This is a genomic window from Melissococcus plutonius ATCC 35311 (assembly GCF_000270185.1).
Classification (GTDB): domain Bacteria; phylum Bacillota; class Bacilli; order Lactobacillales; family Enterococcaceae; genus Melissococcus; species Melissococcus plutonius.
Map to the genome: position 1 here is coordinate 80,470 of NC_015517.1, position 26,105 is coordinate 106,574.

At 28.8% G+C, this 26,105-nt stretch carries 18 protein-coding genes; 15 read left to right on the top strand and 3 right to left on the bottom strand.

All coding sequences use genetic code 11. The features are described 5' to 3' along the window. Positions 1 to 7: 7 nt before the first annotated feature. The gene (locus tag MPTP_RS08645; protein ID WP_013774748.1) at positions 8 to 652 is read left to right on the top strand and encodes a DUF421 domain-containing protein; all 645 of its coding nucleotides are present in this window, start codon (positions 8 to 10) and stop codon (positions 650 to 652) included. 185 nt (positions 653 to 837) lie between these two features. Here the strand turns inward: MPTP_RS08645 and MPTP_RS08650 are convergent, their stop codons facing one another. Continuing rightward, positions 838 to 1,998 carry a hydroxymethylglutaryl-CoA synthase gene (locus MPTP_RS08650; protein WP_013774749.1) on the bottom strand — a complete coding sequence of 387 codons (1,161 nt, stop codon included), beginning with the start codon at positions 1,996 to 1,998 and terminating at the stop codon, positions 838 to 840. 439 nt (positions 1,999 to 2,437) lie between these two features. Between MPTP_RS08650 and MPTP_RS09535 the strand changes: the two genes are divergently transcribed. From MPTP_RS09535 to uxaC, 13 genes are all read left to right on the top strand, one after another. Further along, positions 2,438 to 4,873 (top strand): hydroxymethylglutaryl-CoA reductase, degradative, encoded by a 2,436-nt coding sequence (locus MPTP_RS09535; RefSeq protein ID WP_013774750.1) that lies wholly within the window; start codon positions 2,438 to 2,440, stop codon positions 4,871 to 4,873. 1,492 nt (positions 4,874 to 6,365) lie between these two features. Beyond that, a complete protein-coding gene (locus MPTP_RS08665; protein ID WP_013774751.1) occupies positions 6,366 to 7,058 on the top strand; it encodes a DUF969 domain-containing protein in 693 nt (230 codons plus the stop codon). Then, on the top strand, positions 7,051 to 7,971 hold the full coding sequence (locus MPTP_RS08670; RefSeq protein WP_013774752.1) for a DUF979 domain-containing protein: 921 nt from the start codon (positions 7,051 to 7,053) through the stop codon (positions 7,969 to 7,971). Before MPTP_RS08665 ends, MPTP_RS08670 begins: the two co-directional genes overlap by 8 nt. A 34-nt stretch (positions 7,972 to 8,005) precedes the next feature. Next, positions 8,006 to 8,653: a pyroglutamyl-peptidase I gene (pcp, locus tag MPTP_RS08675; RefSeq protein WP_013774753.1), complete on the top strand. Its 648-nt coding sequence runs from the start codon at positions 8,006 to 8,008 to the stop codon at positions 8,651 to 8,653. Positions 8,654 to 9,753: 1,100 nt separating this feature from the next. Next, a complete protein-coding gene (locus MPTP_RS08680; protein WP_013774755.1) occupies positions 9,754 to 10,170 on the top strand; it encodes a hypothetical protein in 417 nt (138 codons plus the stop codon). A 143-nt stretch (positions 10,171 to 10,313) separates the two neighbouring features. After that, positions 10,314 to 11,489: an ABC transporter permease family protein gene (locus tag MPTP_RS08685; protein WP_013774756.1), complete on the top strand. Its 1,176-nt coding sequence runs from the start codon at positions 10,314 to 10,316 to the stop codon at positions 11,487 to 11,489. Between the two features lie 170 nt (positions 11,490 to 11,659). After that, positions 11,660 to 12,343, top strand: coding sequence for an ABC transporter ATP-binding protein (locus MPTP_RS08690; RefSeq protein WP_013774757.1), 684 nt, complete (start codon positions 11,660 to 11,662; stop codon positions 12,341 to 12,343). A 17-nt stretch (positions 12,344 to 12,360) separates the two neighbouring features. Beyond that, complete coding sequence (locus MPTP_RS10275; RefSeq protein WP_260325813.1) at positions 12,361 to 12,486, top strand: hypothetical protein; 126 nt, start codon at positions 12,361 to 12,363, stop codon at positions 12,484 to 12,486. Positions 12,487 to 13,753: 1,267 nt separating this feature from the next. Then, positions 13,754 to 14,425 carry an ABC transporter ATP-binding protein gene (locus MPTP_RS08700; protein ID WP_013774760.1) on the top strand — a complete coding sequence of 224 codons (672 nt, stop codon included), beginning with the start codon at positions 13,754 to 13,756 and terminating at the stop codon, positions 14,423 to 14,425. Further along, positions 14,412 to 16,718, top strand: a complete 2,307-nt coding sequence (locus MPTP_RS08705; protein WP_013774761.1) for an ABC transporter permease — start codon at positions 14,412 to 14,414, stop codon at positions 16,716 to 16,718. The genes MPTP_RS08700 and MPTP_RS08705 overlap by 14 nt, the downstream gene beginning before the upstream one ends. A gap of 694 nt (positions 16,719 to 17,412) precedes the next feature. Next, positions 17,413 to 19,614: a glycoside hydrolase family 2 protein gene (locus MPTP_RS08710; protein ID WP_013774762.1), complete on the top strand. Its 2,202-nt coding sequence runs from the start codon at positions 17,413 to 17,415 to the stop codon at positions 19,612 to 19,614. Positions 19,615 to 19,623: 9 nt separating this feature from the next. After that, a complete protein-coding gene (locus MPTP_RS09630; protein ID WP_013774763.1) occupies positions 19,624 to 19,857 on the top strand; it encodes a hypothetical protein in 234 nt (77 codons plus the stop codon). A 1,002-nt stretch (positions 19,858 to 20,859) separates the two neighbouring features. Beyond that, positions 20,860 to 22,272: a glucuronate isomerase gene (uxaC, locus tag MPTP_RS08715; protein WP_013774764.1), complete on the top strand. Its 1,413-nt coding sequence runs from the start codon at positions 20,860 to 20,862 to the stop codon at positions 22,270 to 22,272. A gap of 501 nt (positions 22,273 to 22,773) precedes the next feature. Here the strand turns inward: uxaC and apf are convergent. After that, the gene (apf, locus tag MPTP_RS08720) at positions 22,774 to 23,343 is read right to left on the bottom strand and encodes an aggregation-promoting factor (protein WP_013774765.1); all 570 of its coding nucleotides are present in this window, start codon (positions 23,341 to 23,343) and stop codon (positions 22,774 to 22,776) included. Between the two features lie 868 nt (positions 23,344 to 24,211). Next, entirely contained in the window at positions 24,212 to 24,403 is a 192-nt protein-coding gene (locus MPTP_RS08725; protein ID WP_013774766.1) for a KGG domain-containing protein, read from the bottom strand. 479 nt (positions 24,404 to 24,882) lie between these two features. On the opposite strand from MPTP_RS08725, the gene MPTP_RS08730 reads away from it, so the two are divergent. Then, the gene (locus MPTP_RS08730) at positions 24,883 to 25,989 is read left to right on the top strand and encodes an extracellular solute-binding protein (RefSeq protein ID WP_013774775.1); all 1,107 of its coding nucleotides are present in this window, start codon (positions 24,883 to 24,885) and stop codon (positions 25,987 to 25,989) included. Positions 25,990 to 26,105 lie beyond the last annotated feature (116 nt).

The following is a 26,105-nucleotide window of genomic DNA, read 5'->3' on the forward strand; positions in this document are numbered from 1 at the left end:
AGAACTTATGCCAGCATATAATTTAACCTTCATTAAATTAGGATTAGGGATTGTTTGTTTAGTCATTCAAATTAACCTCACGGGAAGAAGCAATATAGCTCCTTCTTCAACACTTGATCAGGTAGAGAACTTTGTTCTTGGTGGTATTATCGGTGGTGTTATTTATAATGATTCTATTTCTATTCTACAATTTGTATTGGTTCTACTGCTTTGGACATTACTAGTTCTAATTGTAAAATTTATTAGAGAACATAATCGTTTTTTGAAAAATTTTATTGATGGTAAGCCAGTTACCTTAATAAAAGATGGAAAGATTAATATAAAAGAATGTCTACAGTATGGCATTTCTGCGAATGATTTAATGTTTAAACTACGAAGCAATAAAATTTTTCAGGTCGAACCTATTAAGCGTGCAATCTTAGAACAAAATGGTCAATTGACGATAACCAAATTTGGAGAGCAAAATGTGTATTATCCTTTAATTGTAGATGGACAAATAAACCCAGATGTCTTAGAAGCAGCGGGAAAAGATATAAATTGGTTAAACCAGCAAATAAAAGAGAAAAATTATAAAAATGTCAAAGAAATTTATTTAGGTGAATATTTGTCAGGTAAACTAACGCTATATGGTTATAATGATAAAGAGGATTAATTCATTCTTAGCCTCCTCTCAAAAATGATTCTTTTCTTTTACAAATCATTGATTACTGTCCATTAACTACTTACTATAGATAGGAAGAATCAATTATTGGGTAAAAATTAGTTTGGTTTTTCTTTAGATGAACAAATAAAAACCTAGAACGATCATACAACCATGATCATTCTAGGTTTTTATTTTTAGTCATCTATTTTGTAATATCGAATATTTCCCATCATTTTTTGAATGGCAAATAAGGTAGTATCATTGAATAGATATTCGTTTTCATCTTGCGGTAAAACATCTTCAAATATTTTTTCATAATCTGTAATGGATAACGATTGTCGATTATCCAATAAAGCTTGATGCTCATTCGTCATTAAATATTTTTCGTAACCTTCTACTAGTTCCATTGAAAAGAATTCACTAACTGCTCCAGAACCATAACTGAACAAACCAATTCGATCACCAGCCTGTAATGTTTGACTATTGTCCAGCAGGGAAATAAGGCCCAAATAAAGAGAACCGGTATAAAGATTTCCTGTTTGTCGACTATAAATAGTCGATTGCTCATAATAATGTTGGAAACGTTCTTGATCGTTTTCACTGATTTCTGGGAAAATTGCTTTTAAAGCCTTTTTCCCCATTTTTGTATAAGGTAAATGGAAAGTTAGGGCTATATAGTCACTAGGCTGCAATTGGTTTTGTTTAAGATTTTGCTTCCACACTTTTACAAAAGAATTAATGTAGACTTCATTAGATAATTGACCATCCACCAAAGGATAATGATGACCAACAGGTCGCCAAAAATCATAGATATCTTCTGAATAAAAAACACTGTCATTCATAAAAGTCAATAAACAAGGGTCAGCACTAATCAACATAGCAACAGCACCACAACCTTGTGTAGGCTCACCTGCTGTTTTAAGTCCATATTTAGCAATATCAGTAGTAATCACTAACACTTTTCTTTGAGGATGACATGCTATATAGTTGTAAGCTTGTTGTATAGCGGCAGTTCCTCCATAACAAGCATGTTTAATTTCAAAAGAACGAGCAAAGGGTTGTATGCCTAATAATCGATGAATAATAACGGCACTTGATTTTGAAAAATCAATTCCAGATTCAGTACCAACAATAACCATATCAATCGTCTGTTTATCTTCATCTGAAAGAATTTTTTTGGCAGCAGAAGCTCCCAAGGTAACAATATCTTGTGTTTTTGGTATCACGGACATCTTATCTTGTCCAAGTCCAATATGAAATTTATCTGGATCGGTATCCCGAGCATTTGCTAATTCTGCCATATCTAAATAATAATTTGGTACATGAAAACTAATCTTGTCAATTCCTATTTTCATTTGTCTACCCCTTTCCCTAAAATAATACCACAGAAAATCAAAAGTGGGGATATTACATTCTTAAGAAAGAATAAAACTATTTATGGATTAATTAGGATGAAGTAAGTATTAATAGATGAATGTTCCCTTATAAAAAATCTTTTCTAAATACCGGTTATAAGATAAAAAATTACATAGAAACATTCATTAGAAGTAAAAAACAAATATTAATCGGATATTTCTCATTTAAACTTGATATTTTGTTTAAATTAAAAGCATAAATGATTTATAAATTATTTCTAACTGGTTTTAAAATGATAAAAATCTAGGAGAATAAAATTAAATAAAATAAAATAAAATCTCACCTCAATCAACCAATGTTTATTCTTAAGAAATAGTAAAACTATCTATGGTATACTAAATCTGGAAATTTATTCTTTAGATTATTGGAGGAAGAATAATGGAAGAAGTAGTCATCTTGAGTTCAGCAAGAACACCGATTGGAAAATATAAAGGCTCTTTAGCTCAATTTTCAGCTATGGAGTTAGGACGTATAACTGTAAGTCAAGCGATCAAAAAAGCGAAAATAGAACCTAATGAAATAGATCAAGTTTTTATTGGAAATGTTTTGCAGGCAGGCAATGGCCAAAATATTGCTCGTCAAATTGCTATAAATTCAAACATCCCTTATGAAGTACCGGCAACAACGATTAATGAAGTTTGTGGTTCAGGATTAAAGGCAATTATCTTAGCCATGCAACAAATTCAGTTAGGAAGAGCTGATGTAGTAGTTGCTGGTGGAACTGAAAGTATGTCTCAAGCTCCTGAATTGAAAAAATTTGATTATATTACTGATGAATGGCAGCTCCCATTTTCAAGTATGATTTATGATGGATTAACAGATGCTTTTAGTCATAAACATATGGGATTTACAGCAGAAAATGTTGCAGATAACTACTCTATTAAGCGTGAACAAATGGATCAATTTTCTTTCTATTCACAGAAAAAAGCAATTCAGGCAAGTCAAAATGGAAAATTTGCAAATGAAATTGTTCCAATAGAAATAACAAAGGATCAACAATTAAAGATAGACGAAGGCATCCGCTTGGATACAAAACTAGAAAAAATTGCTAGTTTAAAACCTGTATTTAAAGAAAATGGGAAAATAACTGCTGGAAATGCGTCCACTTTGAGTGATGGTGCAGCTACACTTGTCTTATCTTCTAAATCCTATGCTATAAAAAATGGGCTAGATTATTTAGCTACCATTAATGAGTATAGTGAAGTGGGCATTGATCCTGATCTTATGGGAATTTCACCAATTCAAGCAGTCCAACAATTGCTTGAAAGACAGCAAAAATCGATTAAAGATATTGATCTTTTTGAGATTAATGAAGCATTCTCAGCTACTTCAATTGTTGTACAAGAGAAATTACAATTACCTGCAGAGAAAGTGAATATTTATGGTGGTAGTATCGCTTTAGGGCATCCTCTTGGTGCTACTGGGGTTCGTATTGTTACTACATTGTTATCTGAGTTGTATCAAGAAAAGAAACACAGTGGAATTGCTAGTTTATGTATTGGTGGTGGTTTGGGTCTAGCTTTAATGATTACCAAAAATAAACAACTAGAGGAACATGAGAATAAAGGAAAGAAATTTTACCAATTAACAAATAAAGAACGCTTGAATGAACTGGTTAAACTAGGGAAATTAACAGACGAAGAAGCCAGACAACTCGAATTTGAAACTGTTTTACCTGAAAAAATTTCAAATAATATGATTGAAAATCAAATTAGTGAAGTGGCCATTCCATTAGGTATTGCTCAAAATTTTGTCATTAATGACAAGAAAAAATGGATTCCCATGGCAACAGAAGAACCTTCAGTAATTGCTGCAGCTAGTAACGCTGCCAAAATTATTGCCAACAGTGGTGGCATTCAATCACAAGCAATAGAGCGACAAATGATTGGACAAATTGTATTAAAAAATGTGACCGATTATGCTAAGACTCAAGAAAAAATCATTCAATATAAGGAACAACTGTTTGACACAGCAAAAGAAGCCTATCCGTCAATTTACCAACGGGGTGGTGGTATAAAAGATCTTAAAATTCGAACTTTTAAAGATCAAAATTACCTATCGATCGATTTAAGTGTAGATGTGAAAGATGCGATGGGCGCCAATATCTTAAATACTATTTTAGAAAAAATTACCCAAAAACTACACGAACTATTACCAGATATAGATGTTTTATTTAGTATTTTAAGTAATTATGCAGTACGCTCTTTAGTTAAAGCCTCTTGTACCATACCAGTTAATAAACTAGGTAAAGATGTCGCTGAGAAAATTGTTTCAGCTAGCGAGTATGCTAAAATAGATTCCTATCGTGCAGTGACCCACAACAAAGGAATTATGAATGGCATTGATGCGGTTGTATTAGCAACAGGAAACGATACAAGGGCAGTTGCTGCAGCTAGTCATGCCTATGCAGCAAAAAATGGCAATTATGAAGGATTAACAACCTGGCAATTTGATCAATCGCAAGAAAATATAATTGGTGAATTAGTCTTACCTATGGCAGTCGGTATTCATGGTGGAGCAACCAATCTTTTACCAAAAGCCAAATTAAGTTTAAAATTATTAGAAGTTAAAAATGCTAGTGAACTTGCTGAAATTATTGTTGCTGTTGGATTAGCTCAAAATTTAGCTGCAATTAAAGCATTAGTTACTGATGGCATTCAAAAGGGACATATGGCCTTACAAAGTCGTTCATTAGCGATTCAGGCAGGTGCCCAAGAAAATGAAATTAAACAAGTCACGCAACGATTAAAAAAAGCAGAACATATTAATTTGGCTACTGCTAAAGAAATCTTAGCTACACTAAGACAAAACTAGGCTTTTACCTAATTAAAAAAGAGATTTTTCATAAAAAGGTAATCATTTAAAGTTAGAGTTTTATACTAATTTAAATGATTATTTTCTCACGAAAAAATCAAGAAGTCATTTATTTTTCTAATATTATTTAATTGAAAAATGCAATTAATGGTAAACAATAAATTTATTTTTTAAGTGAATCATTCTCTAAGATTAATTTTTAAACATTATAGTTAAAAAAGCAAAGAAATATCTTACAGATATAACCAGCTGAAAGTTTTTCTAGGATGATTCAGCTAAGAATTTAATTGGAATGGTTTCTTATTCTTTTGAAAAATCATAGTATGATAGATTTTCTATTGTAATTTTATTAGGGATACGGTATAGTAGCAACTATTAATAATTAGTTATTTATATAAAAAATATTAATAAAGACAGAATAATTAATAATATAGTCATTTGAAAAAGGCGTATTTTTTAACTAATCAAGTTATGATTAAAAATCTAAATAGACGACCTACTTAACAAGAATTTTCTCAAACCTTTTGGCATACATAATTGTAAGTAAATTTTAATTAGTTTAAAAATAAATGAATCTGTTACTTATATCTCTTGAAAAATTAGTAGAATAACTAGTTTAGAAGGTTTCTCTATTTCTACTTATTATAGATGAAGCATGGATTTAAGAATAAAATGGCGAATAGATAAAGGTTAAATATCATTGCAATATAAATTAAAAATAGATTTTCTGAAAATTCTAATTTTTAAAAATAATTAATTTTTTGAACAATTATAAAAATCGTAAATTTTTAATTAATCTATAATAAATAGTTAGATAAAACGAAAATTTTTAAAATTCTGTTTATTTTATCTTTCATTCCTACTTTTTCATAACTCGTTTTCTTGGTGAAATGACTCATTTGCTTTGTTTTATAGGTTGGTCGTCTAAGCAATATTTAAAGTGAAATATAATGAAAAGTTTGTATTATTTAATTGTACTAGTTGAATATTTATAACGAATTAAGGTAGTGATCGATTTAAAATAGTTGTATTTCTTTTAAATTAAAAGGTTTACTTACTTGAATAAAGATAAGGGAAACTGCCAAAGAGTAGATGCAATAGAATTATTTTTTTATGATTCGTTTAATTTATTCTTTGTATTTAAGCAATTCAGAATATATGACAGCTTTTCCATTATAGGTTGTCTTTATAACTAAAATAGCATAACTGATTATTTTTTATTCTGGTTAAACTAGAAAGGCTAAAAGCCTTACATAGTAACGGAAGAAATATGGAAAATTTTGTTCAATCAAATCATAGTAACGTTTAGTCAATAAAACAAACTTACATGAAAGATTGAATCCATCATTATTTACGAAAGTACTTAGATTGTCTGTCTTACTTTCAATATATTTTCTCCAAAAGAAAAATTTAGAAGGTGTATATTTTTATTTTTTAATTAATATTTATCAATTATTATAAATGAATTATGTACTTTAAGGAGATAAATCAAATGGATTGGATAAAATTAATCGGAATCTTAATTATTTTAATTGGGTTTATTTTTAAATTTGATACGATTGCAGTTGTAATTATTGCAGCTTTAGCGACTGCACTTGTTTCAGGAATTTCAATTGGCGACTTTTTTACCTTGTTAGGTGAAGCATTTGTCAATAATCGTTTGGTGACCATTTTCTTATTAACTTTGCCAATGATTGGACTATCAGAACGATTTGGATTAAGGCAACAAGCAGTTATTCTGATTCGAAAAGTCAAAGGATTAACACCAGGAAAATTCCTTACATTATATACATTTATTCGAGAAATTTCAGGTTTGTTCGGTATTCGTATGTCTGGGCATCCACAATTTGTTCGACCAATTGTCAATCCAATGGCACAAGCAGCAGCAAAAACTAAATATGGAAAAATTTCTGAAGAAGACGAAGATAAAATCAAAGCTCGTGCAGCTGCTAGTGAAAATTATGGTAATTTTTTTGCTCAAAATACATTTGTTGCGGCTTCTGGTGTATTATTAATTGCTGGAACATTAAAAGATTTTCATTATAAAGTTTCTGGAAGCAGTATTACTCATATCGCATTATTAATTGCAATTATTGCACTTGTTTTAACAGCAACATCAAATTGGTTATTTGATCATAAACTAGCTAAAAAATATAAGGAAAAAGGGGAGAAAAATAATGGATAAATTTATTCCAACTATTTTAGAGTTCTTTTATATTCTCATTGGTCTACTTTCTATTTTGACTTCTTTCCGCGTATTTTTTGACAAAACAAATTCTGCAAGAATTGGAACCAGCCTTTTTTGGTTACTTCTTGGTATTATTTTTGCTGCAGGTAATTTTATGCCTTATGCCATTTCAGGAATTCTATTAACGATCATTGGTATTTTAACCTTATTCAAACAAGTAAAAATTGGTAAATTAGCAGAATTAAGTGAAAAAGATGGCGAAAAATCAGCTAAGAGAATTGGCAATTGGGTATTTTTCCCATCTATATTATTAGCTGCTTTAGCCGTTGGAATATCCTACACCTCTCTTGGTGGACAGGTTGGAATTGGCATTGCTTCAATTCTCTCTTTGATTGTAGCAATGTTTATTATGCGTGCAAAACCAAAAACAATGCTAGATGATACAGACAGAATGTTGCAATCTGTTGGAACAACAGGTATCTTGCCACAATTACTAGCTGCTCTTGGTGTCATTTTTAACACAGCTGGTGTAGGTGACGTGATCTCTCATGCTGTTTCAGGTGTTGTGCCAGAGGGAAATCGTTTAGCCGGTGTCATTGCTTATTGTTTAGGAATGATAATTTTTACAATGGTTATGGGAAATGGCTTTGCTGCCTTTACGGTTATCACTGCTGGAATCGGAATACCATTTGTTATTTCTCAAGGTGGAGATCCAGTAATTTCTGGCACTTTAGCAATGAGTGCTGGATTTAGTGGCACACTTCTTACACCAATGGCTGCTAACTTCAATGCACTCCCAGTAGCTTTATTAGAAATGAAAGATTCAAATGGTGTCATAAAAGCACAGGCACCGATTGCTTTAATTATGATTGTTGTTCATATTGCATTAATGTATTTTTTAGCTTTTTAGAATCGTAATAAAAAAGAGAAAAGAGGAAAATAGAATGAAAATTTTAGTCACAGGTTTTGATCCCTTTGGTGGAGAAACAACTAATCCAGCATTAGACGCTGTAAAAGGGTTACCAGATAAAATTAGAGAGGCAGAAATTATTAAACTTGAAATTCCCACAGTCTTTAATAAATCTGCAGAAGTCACTAAACAAGCTATCTTAACCTACCAACCAGATGTGGTTTTAAATGTTGGACAGGCAGGAGGTCGCTTTACAGTAACACCTGAACGTGTGGCGATTAATAGAGATGATGCTCGAATTCCAGATAATGAAGGCAATCAACCTATAAATGATTCTATTCATGAAGATGGGGCACCTGCTTATTTTACACAACTTCCTATAAAAGCAATGGTAAAAATGATTAGAGATGCTGGTTTACCTGCAGCTGTATCAAATACAGCAGGTACATTTGTTTGTAACCATATTATGTATCAGGTACAATATATGATTGATAAGGAATTTCCAGAATTGAAGGGTGGTTTTATTCACGTACCATTTATTGCTTCACAGGTTATTGATAAACCAGAAACGCCCTTTATGAATTTAGCTGATATCATTACTTCACTTGAAAAATCAATTGAAGCAATCCTATTATTTGATGAACAAAAGGACCTAGAAACAATAGAAGGTACCATCCATTAATTTTTATATTACTCAAATATTCTTTTATGCAATTTTGCACAATTTAATAAGAACCTTATTAAATTGTATAAAAAGCCACTAAAAACCTCTATGCATTAAAGTATTTTTTAGACAAATTAAAAAATACAAGATATGTTTAAGAGGTTTTTTTAATTGATACTAAAATGTATATTCAGCTTTTAGAAGAAGACAGAATGCATTAAACTTATTAAAAAATTTGCTAATTTTTAATGCTTATCTAGAAAACAAAAGAAATTAATAAAAATAGGTATCTAAATTGAAAAAATGATTAATAGAAAAATAAACGTAATGAAAATAAAAAATCTAAACCAAGAAGTGAGAGCTTGTTGAATTTGACTATAGACTAGTGGAGTAAATCTTGTATCTTATAATATTTTTAGTTTATAAGAATTGTTTCATTTAAATAGTAATAAATAATTAAAAAATTACATTTTTGTTAATCTAATATAACTTTTTAAGGTATAAAATTCCTACATTGTAGATAAGGTTAGGCAAATATATCTTGGAGATTCATATCAGTTTATTATATAGGAATATATGCCAAAAAGAATTATAAAAATTAAAATAAGAAAATTTATCTTGACATAGAATTATATTGAAGCGTATAACTAAGATATCAAAGCTTGCTTAATTGGTTTTTTGAAAATTTTACTTTTTATTGTGAAATTTTGAACAATAAATTGCTTTTTAAATTTATAAGTATATAGATGATTAAAATGTGAGACTGGACTTTGATTATTAATATAGGATTTATCAAGTTTAGATGATGAAGCAATTTTATAATATAGACTTGATAATAGAATGAATTCATATATATACGCAGATAGGAAATATTTATAGTATTAGAAAGAAATATTAATTTTTTAGCCAATTTTTTTAGATAAAATGCATGCATCTCGTAATAAACTAAATATTTCTGAATTAACTAAATTAGGAGAACCAAATTTTTATTTTTTAATTATTTTAATATATAGATTCAAAAATATTGTCATTAAATAAAAAATTGTTCAATTTTCTTGTTTCTTTTAACTTAATATAAGTGTTATTTAATTAAAATAACTTTTTTAGAAGAGGTAGTTATGAAAGAAATTGTAAAAAAATTAATAAAAGATAATCCTGTACAAAATATACTGTATGGCGTTGGTTCTACTTTAAATTTAATTGTTATTGGTGTGTTTTTAATGTTAGTCAAAGAATTAATAAAAATTAAAAAAAATACGGCATTAATTTCTAGAAATGAACAAATTTCATTTTATTTCAGTACGCTAATAACCATATCAATCATAGTGATCATCTTTTCTGTCTTAGTTCTTTGTATGATTCAAAAGAGTGTATTTCATAGTCGAAGAGACTTTAATATCAAAATGAAACTCACTGGTATTTCTTCCATCTGCCTTGCTAAGATATATATTAAAGAAATATTTACTATACAAAAAATAACCATTCCTCTAGGTATTTTATTAATGCAACTAACCTATACAATAATAAGTAGATAGTAGATATTCCAAGTAAATGGATTTCAATAACAATAGTTGTTTCCTCAATTATTTTACATATAATGATACTTTTTTTCAGCAGTGCTATCATTTTATGCAAACTTTCTCGGTTTAATCCCTTAGAAAAATTGAGAAATCCTTATATGCAAGAAAAGGTAAGGACCCTAAGAAAACGGGATTATATTTTATTTTTTGTAGGTATAGGTCTAATAGGCATACCATTAATTTATTCGAATACAGACAATTCTTTCATGGCATTTATACCTATAGTAGGGATATTTCTTATCATAGACGTACTTTTGGTTATGATACATAATAGTTTTAAAAAAATTGGGCAAACTAATTCTATGATTGGTTTATATCTATCCGAATCAATGATTTTAGGTTATTACAAAAAAATGAATAGTATCGTAATGACTCTGATAGTGGGCGTAATGATTTCCGTAGGTTTGATTGGTATGTTTAATACTATCAGAGGGATATCTAAAGATACTGTCAATCAAAATCTTTATTATCAAACCCTAGTTGTCTATTCAAAAGTAAAATCATTTTTATTTGAAAAGGAATATAAAAAACAATTTGATAAAATAGATCCTCATTCAAAAATAGCATATGGCATTAACTTAGAATTAACCGATAAAGAAGGCATTAAAAATACCATATCTGCTATTGATAATGATTATTTTAGGTATGGCGAGAAACTAAAGATTATAAACCATAACAACATTTCTAGAAATATTTTAGATGAAAATTTTAATGGCATATATTTACCAGATTACTTTATAAATGAAAAAGATATTGGAAAAAAATGGCCTTTGAAATTAGGCAACAAGACATTAGATTTAATCATAGCTGGCAGATTTCATGCGAATGGGGATAGAGGAAGATTTGGTTTCATTTCAAAATCATTTTTACAAAAATTTATGAGTAAGCCGGGATTTGTAAATGCCTTTTATGTTAACACAGCAAACCAAAAACTAACCAATGAAATTGAAAATAATAGCAATGCTATAGATATTTATAAAGTTAGTAAAAAGCAAATTGCAGCTGGCAGCTATAAAAATGCAATAAAGGGAACCGAAATATTTGAATTATCTTCCAATGCAATTATTTTGTTAGCTATAATTATGGTATTCCATTTTTATTTTTCAACTAGTTTATCTAATTATTTTGATATTTCTAGAAGATTAAGGGCACAAGGTATATCCATATCAAAACTAATTAATGCCTATTTTTTACAAGTTTTTTGTGTCATAACATTGTCCTTTTTAGTAGGAACAGCGTTATCTATTTTTTTATTCGAGGTGGGGTGGACATGATATTACCGTATATTGATGTTAACGTTACATACACCTTGCCTATAAGGGATCTATTGATTAAATACATTATTGTATTTGCAATAAGTTTTATAGGTGTATATTTGAGTATCAAAAAAAGTTTAAAAGATGATTATCTGAAATATATAACGATCTCAGAATAGGAGGATTTAATGAGTATAAAAGTTGAAAATTTAACATATTCAATCCAGGAAGGAAATCAGGCTAGAAAAATACTAAACAATATTTCAATTAATATTCCTAAGGGAAAACTAACTTCAATTACCGGTGAATCTGGTTCAGGAAAAACAACATTACTTTATGGACTTTCTGGCATTCTTAAGATAGATGAAGGAAATGTATTTTTAGATGATAAAAATCTTTATAATATGAAAATTAAAGAAAGAGAAAAATTCAGACTAAATCATATTTCATTTATCTATCAACAGTTAAACTTATTTAACTTTTTAAATGTTGAAGAAAATATAAAAATTAATTGGCTTTTAAGAAATAAAAAAATCTCTAAAGATGTGGACAAACAAATTGACCAGTATCTAGAATTATTTAATTTAGGTAATAGTAAGAAAAAAGAAATTCAATCACTGTCTGGCGGAGAAAAGCAAAGAATAGCCATTATTAGGAGCTTTGTATCAAAATCAGATTTTATATTTACGGATGAACCAACAGGTAATCTGGATACCAAGAATAGTTTATTATTTATGGAATCCCTTCAAAAAATAATGAAAAATTCAACTCGTACGGTGATAATGGTGACCCATGATTCAAAGTTATGTAATTATGCTGATGAAAAAATTAATTTAATAGATGGAAAGATTAATAATCATACTATAATATAATAAACAGGAGAATAATTATGATAAATAGAAAAGATGAAGTTGCTGAATTAAGCTTATCTGTTTTCATTAGATACAATCCTAAGATATTGCTGAGATCGGCGAACTTTACAAAAATAGAATATTATTTTCACTCCACACCTTAGATGAGGAGGTTGACTTGAACTAAAATTTAGATCAAGAAACCAAGCTAAAAGACTTCATTGATTCTTCCAAATAGTGTTCTTATATAAATCTATTCTAGCTGACTATTCGCTATGCGCCATTTTTAATATATTATACATAAATTGTAAATCCAAGATAAAAAGATAGATATCATTTTCAAAAAAAATATTGATTTTATTAAATGTACATTGTATATTAAATGTAATAAAATTTTTAAAATAAACTGTAATTTTCATTTTAATTTACTATTCCTCTTCACTTATAATAAATAAAATGAAAAAAATCTGATTTCATGGAAACGATTACCTTAAAAGAAGTAAAAATGAAGATAGAAACAGAGGTTGTTAATAAAAAAGAATATCTACTGGTTATATTATCTAAGATAGAACAAAAATTATCCTGTTTCATTTAATGTAATAGAAATAGATTTGTTGTCAGAGGAAATTCAGAAAAAGTATCTCTCCTTTTTAGAAAAAGTAGAAAGCTTAGATAGAAATGAAAAGAGTAACTTACTAATGTATAGACTATTTGAGATTAATTTATCGACCAAGTATATATTTAAGTACTTTTATAATTGGATTGTGTTTATCATGCTCTTTCAATTTTTATTCTTACCTCTATTTCAAAATAATTTTTTTGAAATAGTTCGATTAAGCTACAAGCTGGACTATGTACAAATCATTTTTATCCTATATTTTACATGGAATAGGGCATGCAGCTTGGTTAAAAAAAAGGATATAAAGCAATTAAAATTTGGGTTTGCTTTAGTATTAAATATACTACCTACCTTTTATATAAAACATAAAGTGTATAATTTCACTAAGATAGAAAAAATTACCTACTATTTATCGGGATGTCTAATGAATATTTTTATTGTATTTAGTGCATTGATCTATCAACTTGTTTTTGGAGTTTCCAATGTATCCTCTTGTTTTATTTTAATTAATTTTTCAATTGTTTTTTTAAATTTGATTCCATTTTTAATTACAGATGGTTATCATATTTTAACAATTATTACTGATGAATACAATTTAAGGCAAAAATTTACCTCAGTTATAAAGAATCCTGTTAATCTTAAAAATTATAATAAGTTTGTTAAAGTATATACAATTTTTAATATAATTTTTTTGTTTTTTATAAATGTGAATACCTACACAAGAATTACAAATGTCACAAATTCGTATGTCGGAATGGGTGCGTTATTAATTATAACTATACTGCAAGTATTATTGTTTAGGAGATAAATGAATGATAGAAGTAAAAAATCTTGAAAAAAAATATGAAAAAAGAACCATACTGAATGATGTATCCTTAGAAATCATTAGCGGAAAGATAACCGTAATTTTGGTAGAGAGCGGTTCAGGAAAATCTACCTTGTTAAATTTGCTGGCTGGTTTTGATTTTGATTTACCTAATGTTGGAGAAATTTTTATAGAGAATACCAATATCAGTAAATTGAATGAAGAACAGAGGACAAAGTTTAGAAAAGGAAAAATTGGTTTCATTTTTCAAGACTTTATGTTATTTGAAGATCTGACGGTTGAAGAAAATCTTAGAATGGGCGCAAAATTCAATTTAAAGGATTTGAATATAGTTGAAACAAATGCGCTAATAGATGAAACACTGGAGCTTTTAGGTTTAATAGAAAAAAAGAAAAGTTATCCAGAACAGTTATCTGGTGGCCAAAAACAGAGAGTAGCCATTGGGCGTACGTTATGTACAAGTCCAGATTTTATTTTTGCAGACGAACCGACTGGGGCATTGGACAGTGTGAATGAAGAAGATATATTGAATATCTTTAGTCTTATCAATCAAAAATATGAAACGACCTTGGTTTTAGTAACACATAGCCAACGAGTAGCAGAAGCGGCAGATGAAATTATTAGAATTGTAGATGGTAAAATATATGAAGAACTATAAAACTTGGAAAATTTTTTTAAATGGCTTTATCTTATCTTTTGTCGTAATTTTCATCTGCATAGCTTTATTCCAAGTGGGAACGAATATTAATAAAGATTTAGATAATCATAATAAAATTACATTAAAAGCAATAAATAAAACACCCTATCGCGATATCAAATCACTTACTGATAAATATCCAGGGAATGTAGTTATAACAGCAGATGGATTTGCTAAGTTAAATAAAAAAGGGTATGAAGAATATCTTTTAATGAAAAAGAGCAACAACTTTTCTAAATATGTTCTTATGGAAGGTAGAAAGCCGAAAAGCGCAGCTGAGTTAATTATTTCGAAAAGAAATGCTGATCAAAACCATATAAAATTAAATAAGAAAATTAACGTAGACAGTAGAGGAAAAAGAGTTGTTGGAATTTTCAAAAATGAGGGAGACATCAATGAAGATGTTGTTGAACGAATAAAATTAAAAGAAGAAACAGTGATTAGTAATTTAGAGTTTACAAATTTAAAGAAAACGGATTATACATTTATTAAAAAAAATAAGACAGCAAACTTTGAAGTTGAGGCCAATGATGGAAATAACAAAAAAGAAACTCTGCTTATTCTTTTACAATTAATTGTTTATATTACCTTTATTATTACGATCTTCTTCTTACTTATTATGATGGAGTATGAAATAAAGAAAATATTGATTCGAAGAAAAAAGAACATATTTCTACTAAAATCAATGGGTGAAACCAATAGAAATATTTTATATTATGAACTATCTTATTTTTTGAAACCATTGATTATTGGTCTCATTTTTGGTGTTTTAATAGGAACAGCAATTATTCCTTTAGCCTATAATGCACTACTTGGGAATTTTGGCGGAGAAAACTTTTATCAATTTACCTATAATAATTATCCTGTAATTCAAATTATCCTAGGTGTTTTGATTTGTTTCATTGTAGAGACAGTTCTTTTCTATTCAAATATTTCTAAAAGCTTGAGATCTGTCAGTCTAAAAAGTTTTTACATGAATAAGGAAAATAACCGATATTCATTTAAACACATTCTACTTTACTTGTTAGTTGCTATTTTAGCAGTGATTGCAGTCAGTGTGATGATCCAGCTATCATTAATATCTACTACAAAAATTATCATTAGCTTGATTCTTATAATGTCAATTTTGCTGTTGCCTCAAGGAGTCATAAAACTGATAAACAAAATCTTTCCGGGAAAGCTGCTATTTGCCAAATCTTTTCTAAATTCAAACCAGAAAAAAGTAAGCAGTATTATTTTAGTATTTACTGCTATTTTGACCCTACAATTTGTTGTAATTAGTGCAACCTTGTCTAGTTTAAAATCTGTTAATGAAGGATGGAAAGTGATATTAACTGGAGATGGATTTGGCATTAATCCTTCAGGAGATAAAATTGATCCACAAATTTTAGATGAACTTAAAGGGATTGACCATTTATATTTATCTAAAAGAATCTATCCAACTGAAAAAATAAGATTTAAGAGTCAAGAAACAAATGGTTTTATGGTAAAAGGAACAGATATTGATAAATATAAGGATAGTGTAAAAGGTAAAATTTCTGATGGGAAAATTTTAATAGGACGAGCAATCTCTGTTAAGTTAGGAATAAAACCTGGTGATCAGATTGTATTCAAGAATAAAAAAATAGAAGTATCTGGAGTTACCTCTTCTGGCGAAAACGGTGGGGATATCGTTTATATGTATCCGGCACTGTTTAGAGAACTTTTTGGAGAAAAAGGAGCAGATATTGCGACGTTGAATATTGTTAATCAGAGATCTTTTGAAAAAAGTATTCGAGGTAAAGAAAATGTTTTTTACTTTAGAACAAATGCTGAATATATAAAAACAGGTATTAATTCTGTCTACACAACACTGTCACCAGTGATTGCATTATGTGTAATTGTCGCTTTATTAGGTATAGCAATTATCATGTTGATGTTGAATGATTTAATTTATGATAGCAGGAAGGCTATTGTGTTATTGCGTTCTTTAGGGAGTGGAAGACTGTCCCTTTTTAAAGAGAACTTGCTCGTGTTATGTATGTTATCTTTTTTAGCCTATTTATATGCATTGTTATTCACTCAAATTATTTCTGATACTTTAAACTTCTTTATCGCTTCCAAACTTGGTTCGATCGTTGAGATAAATAGTTTTAATCTATATACATTGTTATTGAGTGCTGTAATTTTGTTCCTAATGAATCTATTGATCGCTGTAAAAAATACGTTTTCAATGAAAAAAGTTTCAATAGCAGAAGAAATGCGGACACTTTAATTTATAATTTTAATTAGCTAACTACTTTAATCCTTTGAAATAATGTTGATCAAAAATAGCCGAGAAGAAATAAAATGGATTGTTTCATTCATTGTATACATAATATTTAACAATTAAGGGAAATATTGAATATTGAAACATTTGAATTCCTCTCTAGTTATTATTCATTTTCACTAATAGATACAGAGTATAAATCATTACCACTATACTTTCTCTTAGGCAATAATATGGATATATTCAAATCTTTAAAAAAATTTATCTTTGAACTTTGTCATTGAGATTTTTGACTCATTTGAGGATTTAAAGGAAAAAATTATTACATTAGAAAAATTTATATTACTAATAGATAATTATTATTTACATTATTTTGAGACTGATCAGCATTTTTGTTATCACTTTATAGTAATTGAACAGAATAATGAGACAGGTATACATGCTTATAATTTTTTTATATAAAAATACCTTCTTTATTGATTATGAAGAGTTAAATCATGCAATGAGATTTTCTAAAGAATTGTTTTTTTACTGTTTAAAAATGAAAATAAATAGTTTAAACTTGATAAGAAGTTAGTTTATTGTTCATTTAATAACTCTCAACAAGTCTTCCACCTAGTTTGCTAATAGTAAGAATTAAGCATAACTTAGGCAATAAAAAAGAAAGTTATCAATAATTAGGAAAACAGGAGGAAAAACAATGCAAGTTAAAAAATTTAATCAAGATTGGTATTATTGGAAAGAGCAAAACTCTTTTGCATTAGTTTGGGATATTCCTGAATATGCAAAAATTGTTCAACTGCCACATGATGCTATGTTAGAGCAAGCGGCTTATGCCGAAAGCCAAAATGGCGGAAATACTGGTTATCATGATGGTGCAATCTACAATTATGTCAAAAAATTGGTTGTTCATGAGAATCAAAAATCAGAACAATTTATTTTAAAATTTGAAGGAATTTATATGAATGCAGCTGTTTATGTCAATGGACAATTAGCTGGAAAAAATCCTTTTGGGTACTCAACTTTTTATGTAACATTAAATGATTATTTAAAATATGGTACAGAAAACGAAATTCGTGTGCAAGCAAGAAACGGTGCCATGACAAATAGTCGTTGGTATTCAGGTGGAGGTATTTATAGAGATGTTTATTTATTAACGAGTGGCTCTTTATTTATTGAACCTACAAGCATTCATATCAAAACAGAACAAGCAACGAAAGAATTAGCTAGTCTATCCATTAAAACTAAAGTAATAAACAAGGAAAATTATTATCAAGATGTCCAACTCATTACAACAGTTAAAACAAAAAGTGGTGAAGTTGTGGCATCTACTACTGATCTATTCAATTTATTAAGTAATGATACTCGAACATTCTCGCAACGATTAACTGTTATTCATCCAGAGTTATGGTCGGCTGAAACACCAACATTGTATAAGTGCATTAGCCAATTATATAGCAATAACCAATTAATTGATGAAGAGGTAACAACTTTTGGCATTCGTACATTAACACTTGATAGCTACCATGGTTTACAAGTAAATCATATACCAGTTAAATTACGAGGTGCCTGTGTTCATCATGATAGTGGTTTATTAGGTGCAGCGACCTACAAAGAGACGCATTTAAGGCAAATAGCGAAATTAAAGGCTGCTGGGTTCAATGCAATTCGTATGTCTCATCAACCAATGGCACCTGCAATGTTGGAAGCCTGTGATGAATTAGGGATGTATGTAATGGATGAAACCTTTGATATGTGGAATCATTGTAAATCAGATTATGATTATGGATTATACTTTAATGAATGGTGGGAAAAAGATGTTGAATCAATGGTGTTAAAAGACTATAATCATCCATCCGTTCTCCTGTATTCAGTTGGAAATGAAATTCCAGAAATTGCTACAAATCAAGGAAATAAAGTTTGTTATGAACTTGTTGAAAAAATCCGCTCATTAGATCATACACGCTATATATTGGCTTCAATCAATGGAATGTTTGCTGTAGGAGACCAATTAGGTGAAATTATTCAAGACATTTTACCTACACAATCAGCTGATGAAGAAACGCTTGATGGCAATGTCAATGATTTTATGACAGTGCTGGATATTCATCTAGATGAAATTGTGACTCATGAGATTGTTGGGCAAGCTTTGGAGCGTGTAAGTGGTTTGCTGGATATTACAGGTTATAATTATATGATGGCTCGTTATGAATTGGACGCTAAAGAACATGCCAATCGAATACTTGTTGGTAGTGAAACTTATCCCCCAGAAATTGCAAGAAATTGGGAAATTATAAAAAAATTACCCACCGTTATTGGTGATTTTACTTGGACAGGTTGGGATTATTTAGGAGAAGCTGGCGTTGGTGTCCCAGCATATAAATGGGGTGAAGGAGGATTTGGAGCAGCCTTTCCTTGTCAACTCGCTTATGTAGGCGATCTGGATATTACTGGTTTTAGACGACCTATGTCTTATTATCGTGAAATTGTTTTTGGCTTGCGAACGGCACCCTATCTAGCCATTCAAAATCCTTACCAACCAAAAGAAAAATTAATTAAAACGCCATGGATTATGAGCGACACAATGAGTAGTTGGGATTGGGAACTTCCTCGTGGAACATTAATCAATGTAGAAGTTTACGCTCCCGGTGAAAGAATCGAGTTATGGTTAAATGATACATGTGTTGCACAAGAAAATATGCCGGAAGGGAGTTATCGTCAAATAATTTCTATTCCTTACGAACCTGGTAAACTATGTGCCTATAATTATCAAGGAACAAAACTATTAGGTCAGACAGAATTATTAACAACAGGTAAGGCAACCAGGATTCAATTGACACCAGAATTAATGTACAGCCAAGAATTAATTTATATTGAAGTTTGCTTAGTTGACGAAGCTTGACTAATTGTTATGAATGATGACTGTGATATTGTTGCTACAATAACTGGCAGTGCTGACTTATTAGCCTTTGGTAGTGGGAATCCCAAACCTCTGACTAATTTTAATACAAATAAAACCAGAACATTCAACGGACGTGCATTATTAATTCTAGCTAAAAATCAACAATTATCATCTATTCAGATTGCTGTTCATAGCAACAACGATTCAAAGAAAGATGAAATTGTTGGTCAATTAACCATTTAAATTTAAATAAGAAAAGAAATAAATAAAAAGAAAATAGAATATTTCCTTGTTTTTTCTTAACAAACTTGCTCATTTAATAAATGGACAATTACTGAAACTGACCAAACCGTATATGTCTAAAATGAGGCAAGTATTGGTAAAACTATTGATAGTTTAACTATGGAAGTACAAAGGTTTTATAAAATTGGGCATGTTAAATGATTATAGAGGTAAAAAAATAGAATTACACAGGATGTAGATTCCTTGTATATAGTCCAGACTTGAAAGGTTGGATTGATAAAAAAGGGTTAAAAATTAATTAAATTGTAGACAAACTCAGTTATTTGAATGGGTTTGTCTTTTTATATATATTATAAGAAAAATGGAAGTATTAATAAATTTTTAAATTTATTTGTATATTTTTAATTTATCTATATAAAAATATCTTTAAATTTTAATTTTTCTATTTTCCTAACCGGTTCTATTCCTTAATTTATAATTTTAAATTCTATAAATAGTAATGACCTAATTAGTGAATAATTCTAAAATAATAATTGACTATATAAATATAAACAGTAAAGGCAATTAATGTAATTAGCTAAAAAACTACAATTATTATAAACAAAAAGCAATTGCTTTTATAAGTAATTTATGCTATTATTTTAGTTGATGTTAACGTTAACAATTTAAATTTAATTAAAAAGGTAGTTATAGTTTAAACGAAGTATAGATAATATTCATTATTTTAAAAGTGAGCTCAGAAGTATAACACCTTTCTTAAAAAGTAACTTGGATGATTAACGATAGCAGTGGTTCATATTATAAATAAATGTTAACGTTAAACAAAATAGCTATTTTAAATCATTTTTGAATAAAATTTATTGTGAAAAAATGAACATTTTTATAGCAATATTTTTTGAATAAATTAATTTGATAAGAGGCGATTGATAGCGATAGAAAAAGTAGATGAATAGTTAGGTAAAAAGATAAAATTATATGATTGTTGAAGGAGTGTATTTGTGTATGTTTTTAGACGAAGATTTTTTATTAACAACGCCAATGGCAAAAAAATTATTTCATGATTATGCTGCAGAAATGCCAATTATTGATTACCATTGTCACTTGGATCCAAAAGAAATTTACGAAGATAAAAATTTTAATAATATTACTGAAGCTTGGTTAACTGAAGGCAATAATTTTGGTGACCATTATAAATGGCGATTAATGCGAGCAAATGGTGTACCAGAAGAATTAATTACAGGAAATGGCGATCCTTATGAAAAATTCTTAGCTTTTGCAGGTGTTTTAGAAAAGGCTTATGGTAATCTAATTTTTGAATGGTGTCACTTAGAGTTACGAAGATTTTTTGGAATTGAGGAAGTATTAACGATAGAAACAGCACCAAAAATTTGGGAAGAAGCCAACAAGAAAATAGTAACTGAAACATTTTCACGTCGTCAATTAATACGTAATATGCATGTTAAAGCATTATCAACAACAGACGATCCAACAGACGATTTACATTACCATGAATTAATTAAAAAAGAAGAAGCAACAAATGGATTTAAAGTCATTCCAGGTTTCCGACCAGATAAAATTTTAAATATTCAGGTAGATACATTCACGGATTACTTAGAAAAATTAGCAAAAGTTAGTGGCGTAATGATTGAGCAGTTTAGCGATATTAAAAAAGCGTTGGAAAAACGGGTAGAATACTTTGAAGAACATGGTGGTAACATTTGTGATCATGGTCTAGATAGTGTGCAATATGCAGAAGAGACAGAGGAAGAGCTAAATGAAATTTTAGCTAAACGTAAAGCAAGAAAACAACTCACTGAAATAGAAATAGCAAAATACCGTACAGGAGTTTTACTTTCACTAATGAAAATTTATACAGATCATGATTGGACAGTTCAATTCCATATGCATGCTTTAAGAAATTTAAATAAAATAGCTTTTGAAAAAATGGGTGCAGATGTTGGCTTTGATGCAATTAATGATGAGCAGGTAGCTGTTATGACTGGTAAACTATTAAATGCTTGCAATGAAAATGGTGCATTACCGAAACTAGTTTTATACTCACTCAATCAAAATGATTGGATGCAATTACTAACAGTTATGGGATGCTTCCAGGGTGGAAGAAAACAAAAAATGCAATTTGGCACAGCTTGGTGGTTTGATGATACACGAAGTGGTATGAGAAAACAATTAAAAATGTTAATGGAACAAAGTTTACTTGGTAATTTCATTGGTATGCTAACAGATTCTCTGAGTTTCTTAAGTTATCCACGTCATGAATATTTCCGTCGAGTTCTTTGTGAATTATTAGGTGAAATGGTAGAAAGAGGCCAAATTCCAGCATACGAAAAACGTTTAGGTAAAATGGTTCAGGATATTAGTTATAACAATGCAGAAGAATATTTCCAATTTAAATAAAAACCTTATCTTATAAATGATAAGAGATAACTTGTATGTTTGATTTTAGAATGAATCGTATATAAAAAAGTTAAGGAAATATATAGTATAAAGTGATCAAAGTGATGAATAATCATCAAATTAAGCAATTCACTGCTATATTTTCTTTGACTTTTTTGTATATAGTCATTATTTTAACTTTTAATTAAAAAGTTAAAGTAATGAATAAAATAAAAAGTTATTTTAATCGAGTTCAGTAATCATCAAAATAAAAAACTAATCATTTGGCTTTTTATTATTAAATTAACTTTGAAAAAGATTATCAAGAGGAATTAAGAATTGTTGTAAAGTTAGAAGTGAAAGATACCTATTAAAAAAAGAAACATCTATAGAGAAATACTCAGTAAAAATAAAGAAAATAAAACTAAAAATATAATAAAAAAAGACAAGCTTGATTATTAATCAAGCTTGTCTAATATTTACAAGAAAAATTTTATGCAATTAATCTTTAAAAGAAATTTCCTAGTACCAACCATTATTCATCCAGAAAGTTTTTGCTTGTTCCCAAGAACCATAACGTTCTGAAACATAGTTTTCAGCAACTTTTTCTTGGTTTGCAGGTGAATAATCACCTTTTAAGTATGAAGCATCTAATTGATATCGACCTATGTATTTCCCATTTGTTGCATTGTATGAGCCACTTGATTCTCTTTGTGCAATCCATTCTTTTGCTGAATTTGAATCGCTTGTTGGCGCACTTGTTTGAGCTGGTGCTTGTTTTTGTATCATTGGTGTTGTACTTAGTGCTGGTTGAGCAATCGGTGTTGCCTGCATAGTTTTTGGTGTAGCTACAGCTGAATCTGCCGTTTTAATTTGTAATTGTTGGCCTTCATAAATCATATTTATATTTGAAATTTGATTTTTGTTTGCAACCTCTTGTATGTTTGTATGGTTTTTTGCAGCAATACTTGATAATGTATCTCCTGCTTGTACTTTATATAAACTGTCTGCATGAACATTTCCTGCTCCAAGACTTAATCCGATCCCTGCTGCTAGCGTAGTTCCTAATAAAATTGTTTTTAGTGATTTCATATAAATGTGTAATCCCCTTTTAAGTAATTTATTATTCGCCGCTATCAACGACAAGGAATACTTTATCATTTATTTGTATTACATGGGTATTTTTACCATAACAACTTGTATCTTTTGTTACATTCTAATTTCATTTCTGTAAAAAACTGTTTTTTATTTCATACTATTTATTTTAAGTTTCATAATATGAAGCCAAATATTTAGCATATTTAGCATTATTTTCTATATATAGCAAATGAAATCTATTTATTTTAAATAATACAAAATAGAAATTTCATTTTTAGATTTTCATTGGATTCTATCTATGAAGTAATAGAAGTTACCTTATAATAAATATCAATACTAGAAAAGAAGCTAGTAATATAATATATGTTCAGAAAAAATAAAAAATTTTTTGTGTACTTAGATTTACATAAAATACAATAGAAAAAAATCAAACATTAATTGTCTGCATAAATTTCATGCAGACAAAAATCAGAAAGAAAAATTATTTAATCATTATAATTTTATTCAAATGAAATTAAATAAGTATTGCTAAAATAAAAAAACGATTTACCAATAAAAATAAATAGTAAAACGAATAGAAGAAATTATAAAAATAAAAATAGAGAAGTATGTTTTGCTCTCATTCTAATAGGTTAATTGAAATTGCTGAAATATCAATTGTCTTACAGAATAAATAGATTTTTTAATTAAAATGATAAGTAAGTAATTTAATGGTGAATTAAAATATTTATATTTTATATAGCAATAATTTAATAATTTTTCGTTTATCTATATTAACATAGAAACATATGTATGTTATACTAAAAAGAGCCTAATAGGCTCTTTTTAGTATAATTGGTAGAAATCTTCTCTAAACAATGAATTAATCATTCTTGTGAGAATTTTTTCCACCTTTTCTACCAATTTCTGAATAAAATTCTTTGTTATGTGTTTGGGCGGTTTTCTCTCCGCCCTTTTTTCCGTTTTCTTCATAAAATTCTTTGTTGTGTGTTTGAGCAGTTTTTTCTCCACCTTTGTGGCCTGCTTGGGCACGAGTCATTTTTTTATTATTCATTTTTTTCCCTCACTTTTTATTAAATTAAAAAATTTTTATAAGTAATTCTGAAGAATTACTAATACAATTATAAAAGAGAACAACTATAAGTACAAAATTTCTGCTTTACGCATATTTTAATAGTAATCCTTGTGTTTATGTGTCAGTTTTTCTAACTAAATTTTCATGACATGGCTTAATATTTCTAATTTTTATCTTATTCTTTGATTACTCATGACATCTTATTACTTAGGAGAAAAGTGAGTTATTTTGTAAAAGATATCTTTATAACTATTTTAATTATTAACTAAAAATAGATTGATTAATATTTATTTAGACTTTCTTATTGAAAGTCTTTTTTTTTGACAAAGTAAAATAACACTTTCAAAATTGAAAATGTAAATTGTTAAAAAGGAGGAGAAAAATGAAAAAAATTTATAAAAATATTTATGGCTTTAAGTATAATAATAGTAATTTTAACAGCATATAATAACAAGAAAATGGAAGAAATAAAACCTACAGGCGGAAAAGAGAAGAAGGGGACCATAAAATTATGGGTAGATGCAGCTGTTATTGACATTTATAAACCTATAGTCAAACAATTTGAAAACGAACATAAAGGGTTGAAGATCATTGTGAAACCCAGTGAGACAGGAAAAGCCCAAGAAAATGTAAAAAAGGATCCAAGTGCTGCAGCCGATGTTTTTATGATGCCTCATGATCAATTAGGCCAATTAGTAGGAGCAGGAACGATTTATCCAAACACAAAATATGCCAATAATGTCAAAAAAAATAACGCAAAAAATCTTGTTGATTCAGCTACGTATAATGGCAAATTATATGGCTATCCTTATGGGATGGAAACACTGATTGCTTATTACAATAAATCTAAATTAACAGCAGAAGAGATGAAAACATGGGAGACAATCACGAAAAATGGAAAACTAGGGACAAATTTTAGTGAAGAGAATGCGAATTATGTCTTTGTGCCTCTATTTATGTCAAATGGTGATGAACTCTATGGAAAAACAGGAGAAAACATAAAAGGAACAAATTTTAATAATGAAAAAGGCGTTCAAGTATTAAATTGGATTTATGATCAAAAAGATAACAAAGGCGTTGTTCAATCCAATGATGATGCCCTATCTAGATTAAGAAATGGAGAAATTGATGCTTTCTTATCAGGTCCATGGTCAAAAAATGATGCTAAAAAAGCATTAGGAAAAAATTTCGCAGTAACATCTTATCCGACAGTCAATTTTGGAAATGGCGAAGCCCAACAAAAAGCCTTTTTAGGAGTAAAATTATTTTGTGTAAATGCATCAACGAAAAATCCATTGGCCTCGATGGCTTTAGCAGATTATCTTACAAAAAAAGAAAATCAGTTAACCGTATTTGAAAAGAATGGGATTGTGCCATCCAATAAAGAAGTATTAGAACAATCAAATGTCCAATCGGATGCAGTTGTCCATGCAGTAATGACAATGAGTAATGAAGAACATTCGGTTACCATGCCAAAACTGCCAGAAATGGTTTCATTTTGGGAACCAGCCGATGCTTTAATTAATGATACGTATAATCATAAAATCTCTAAAAATCAATTTTAATCAAAATTAGATAAACTGGTAAAAGATACGAGTAAATCAAAATAATCAGAAGATAAAACTTCTAAGTAGGAAAGGATATTAGGGCATTCTTTTCCTATTTTTCATTCATTAGTTAA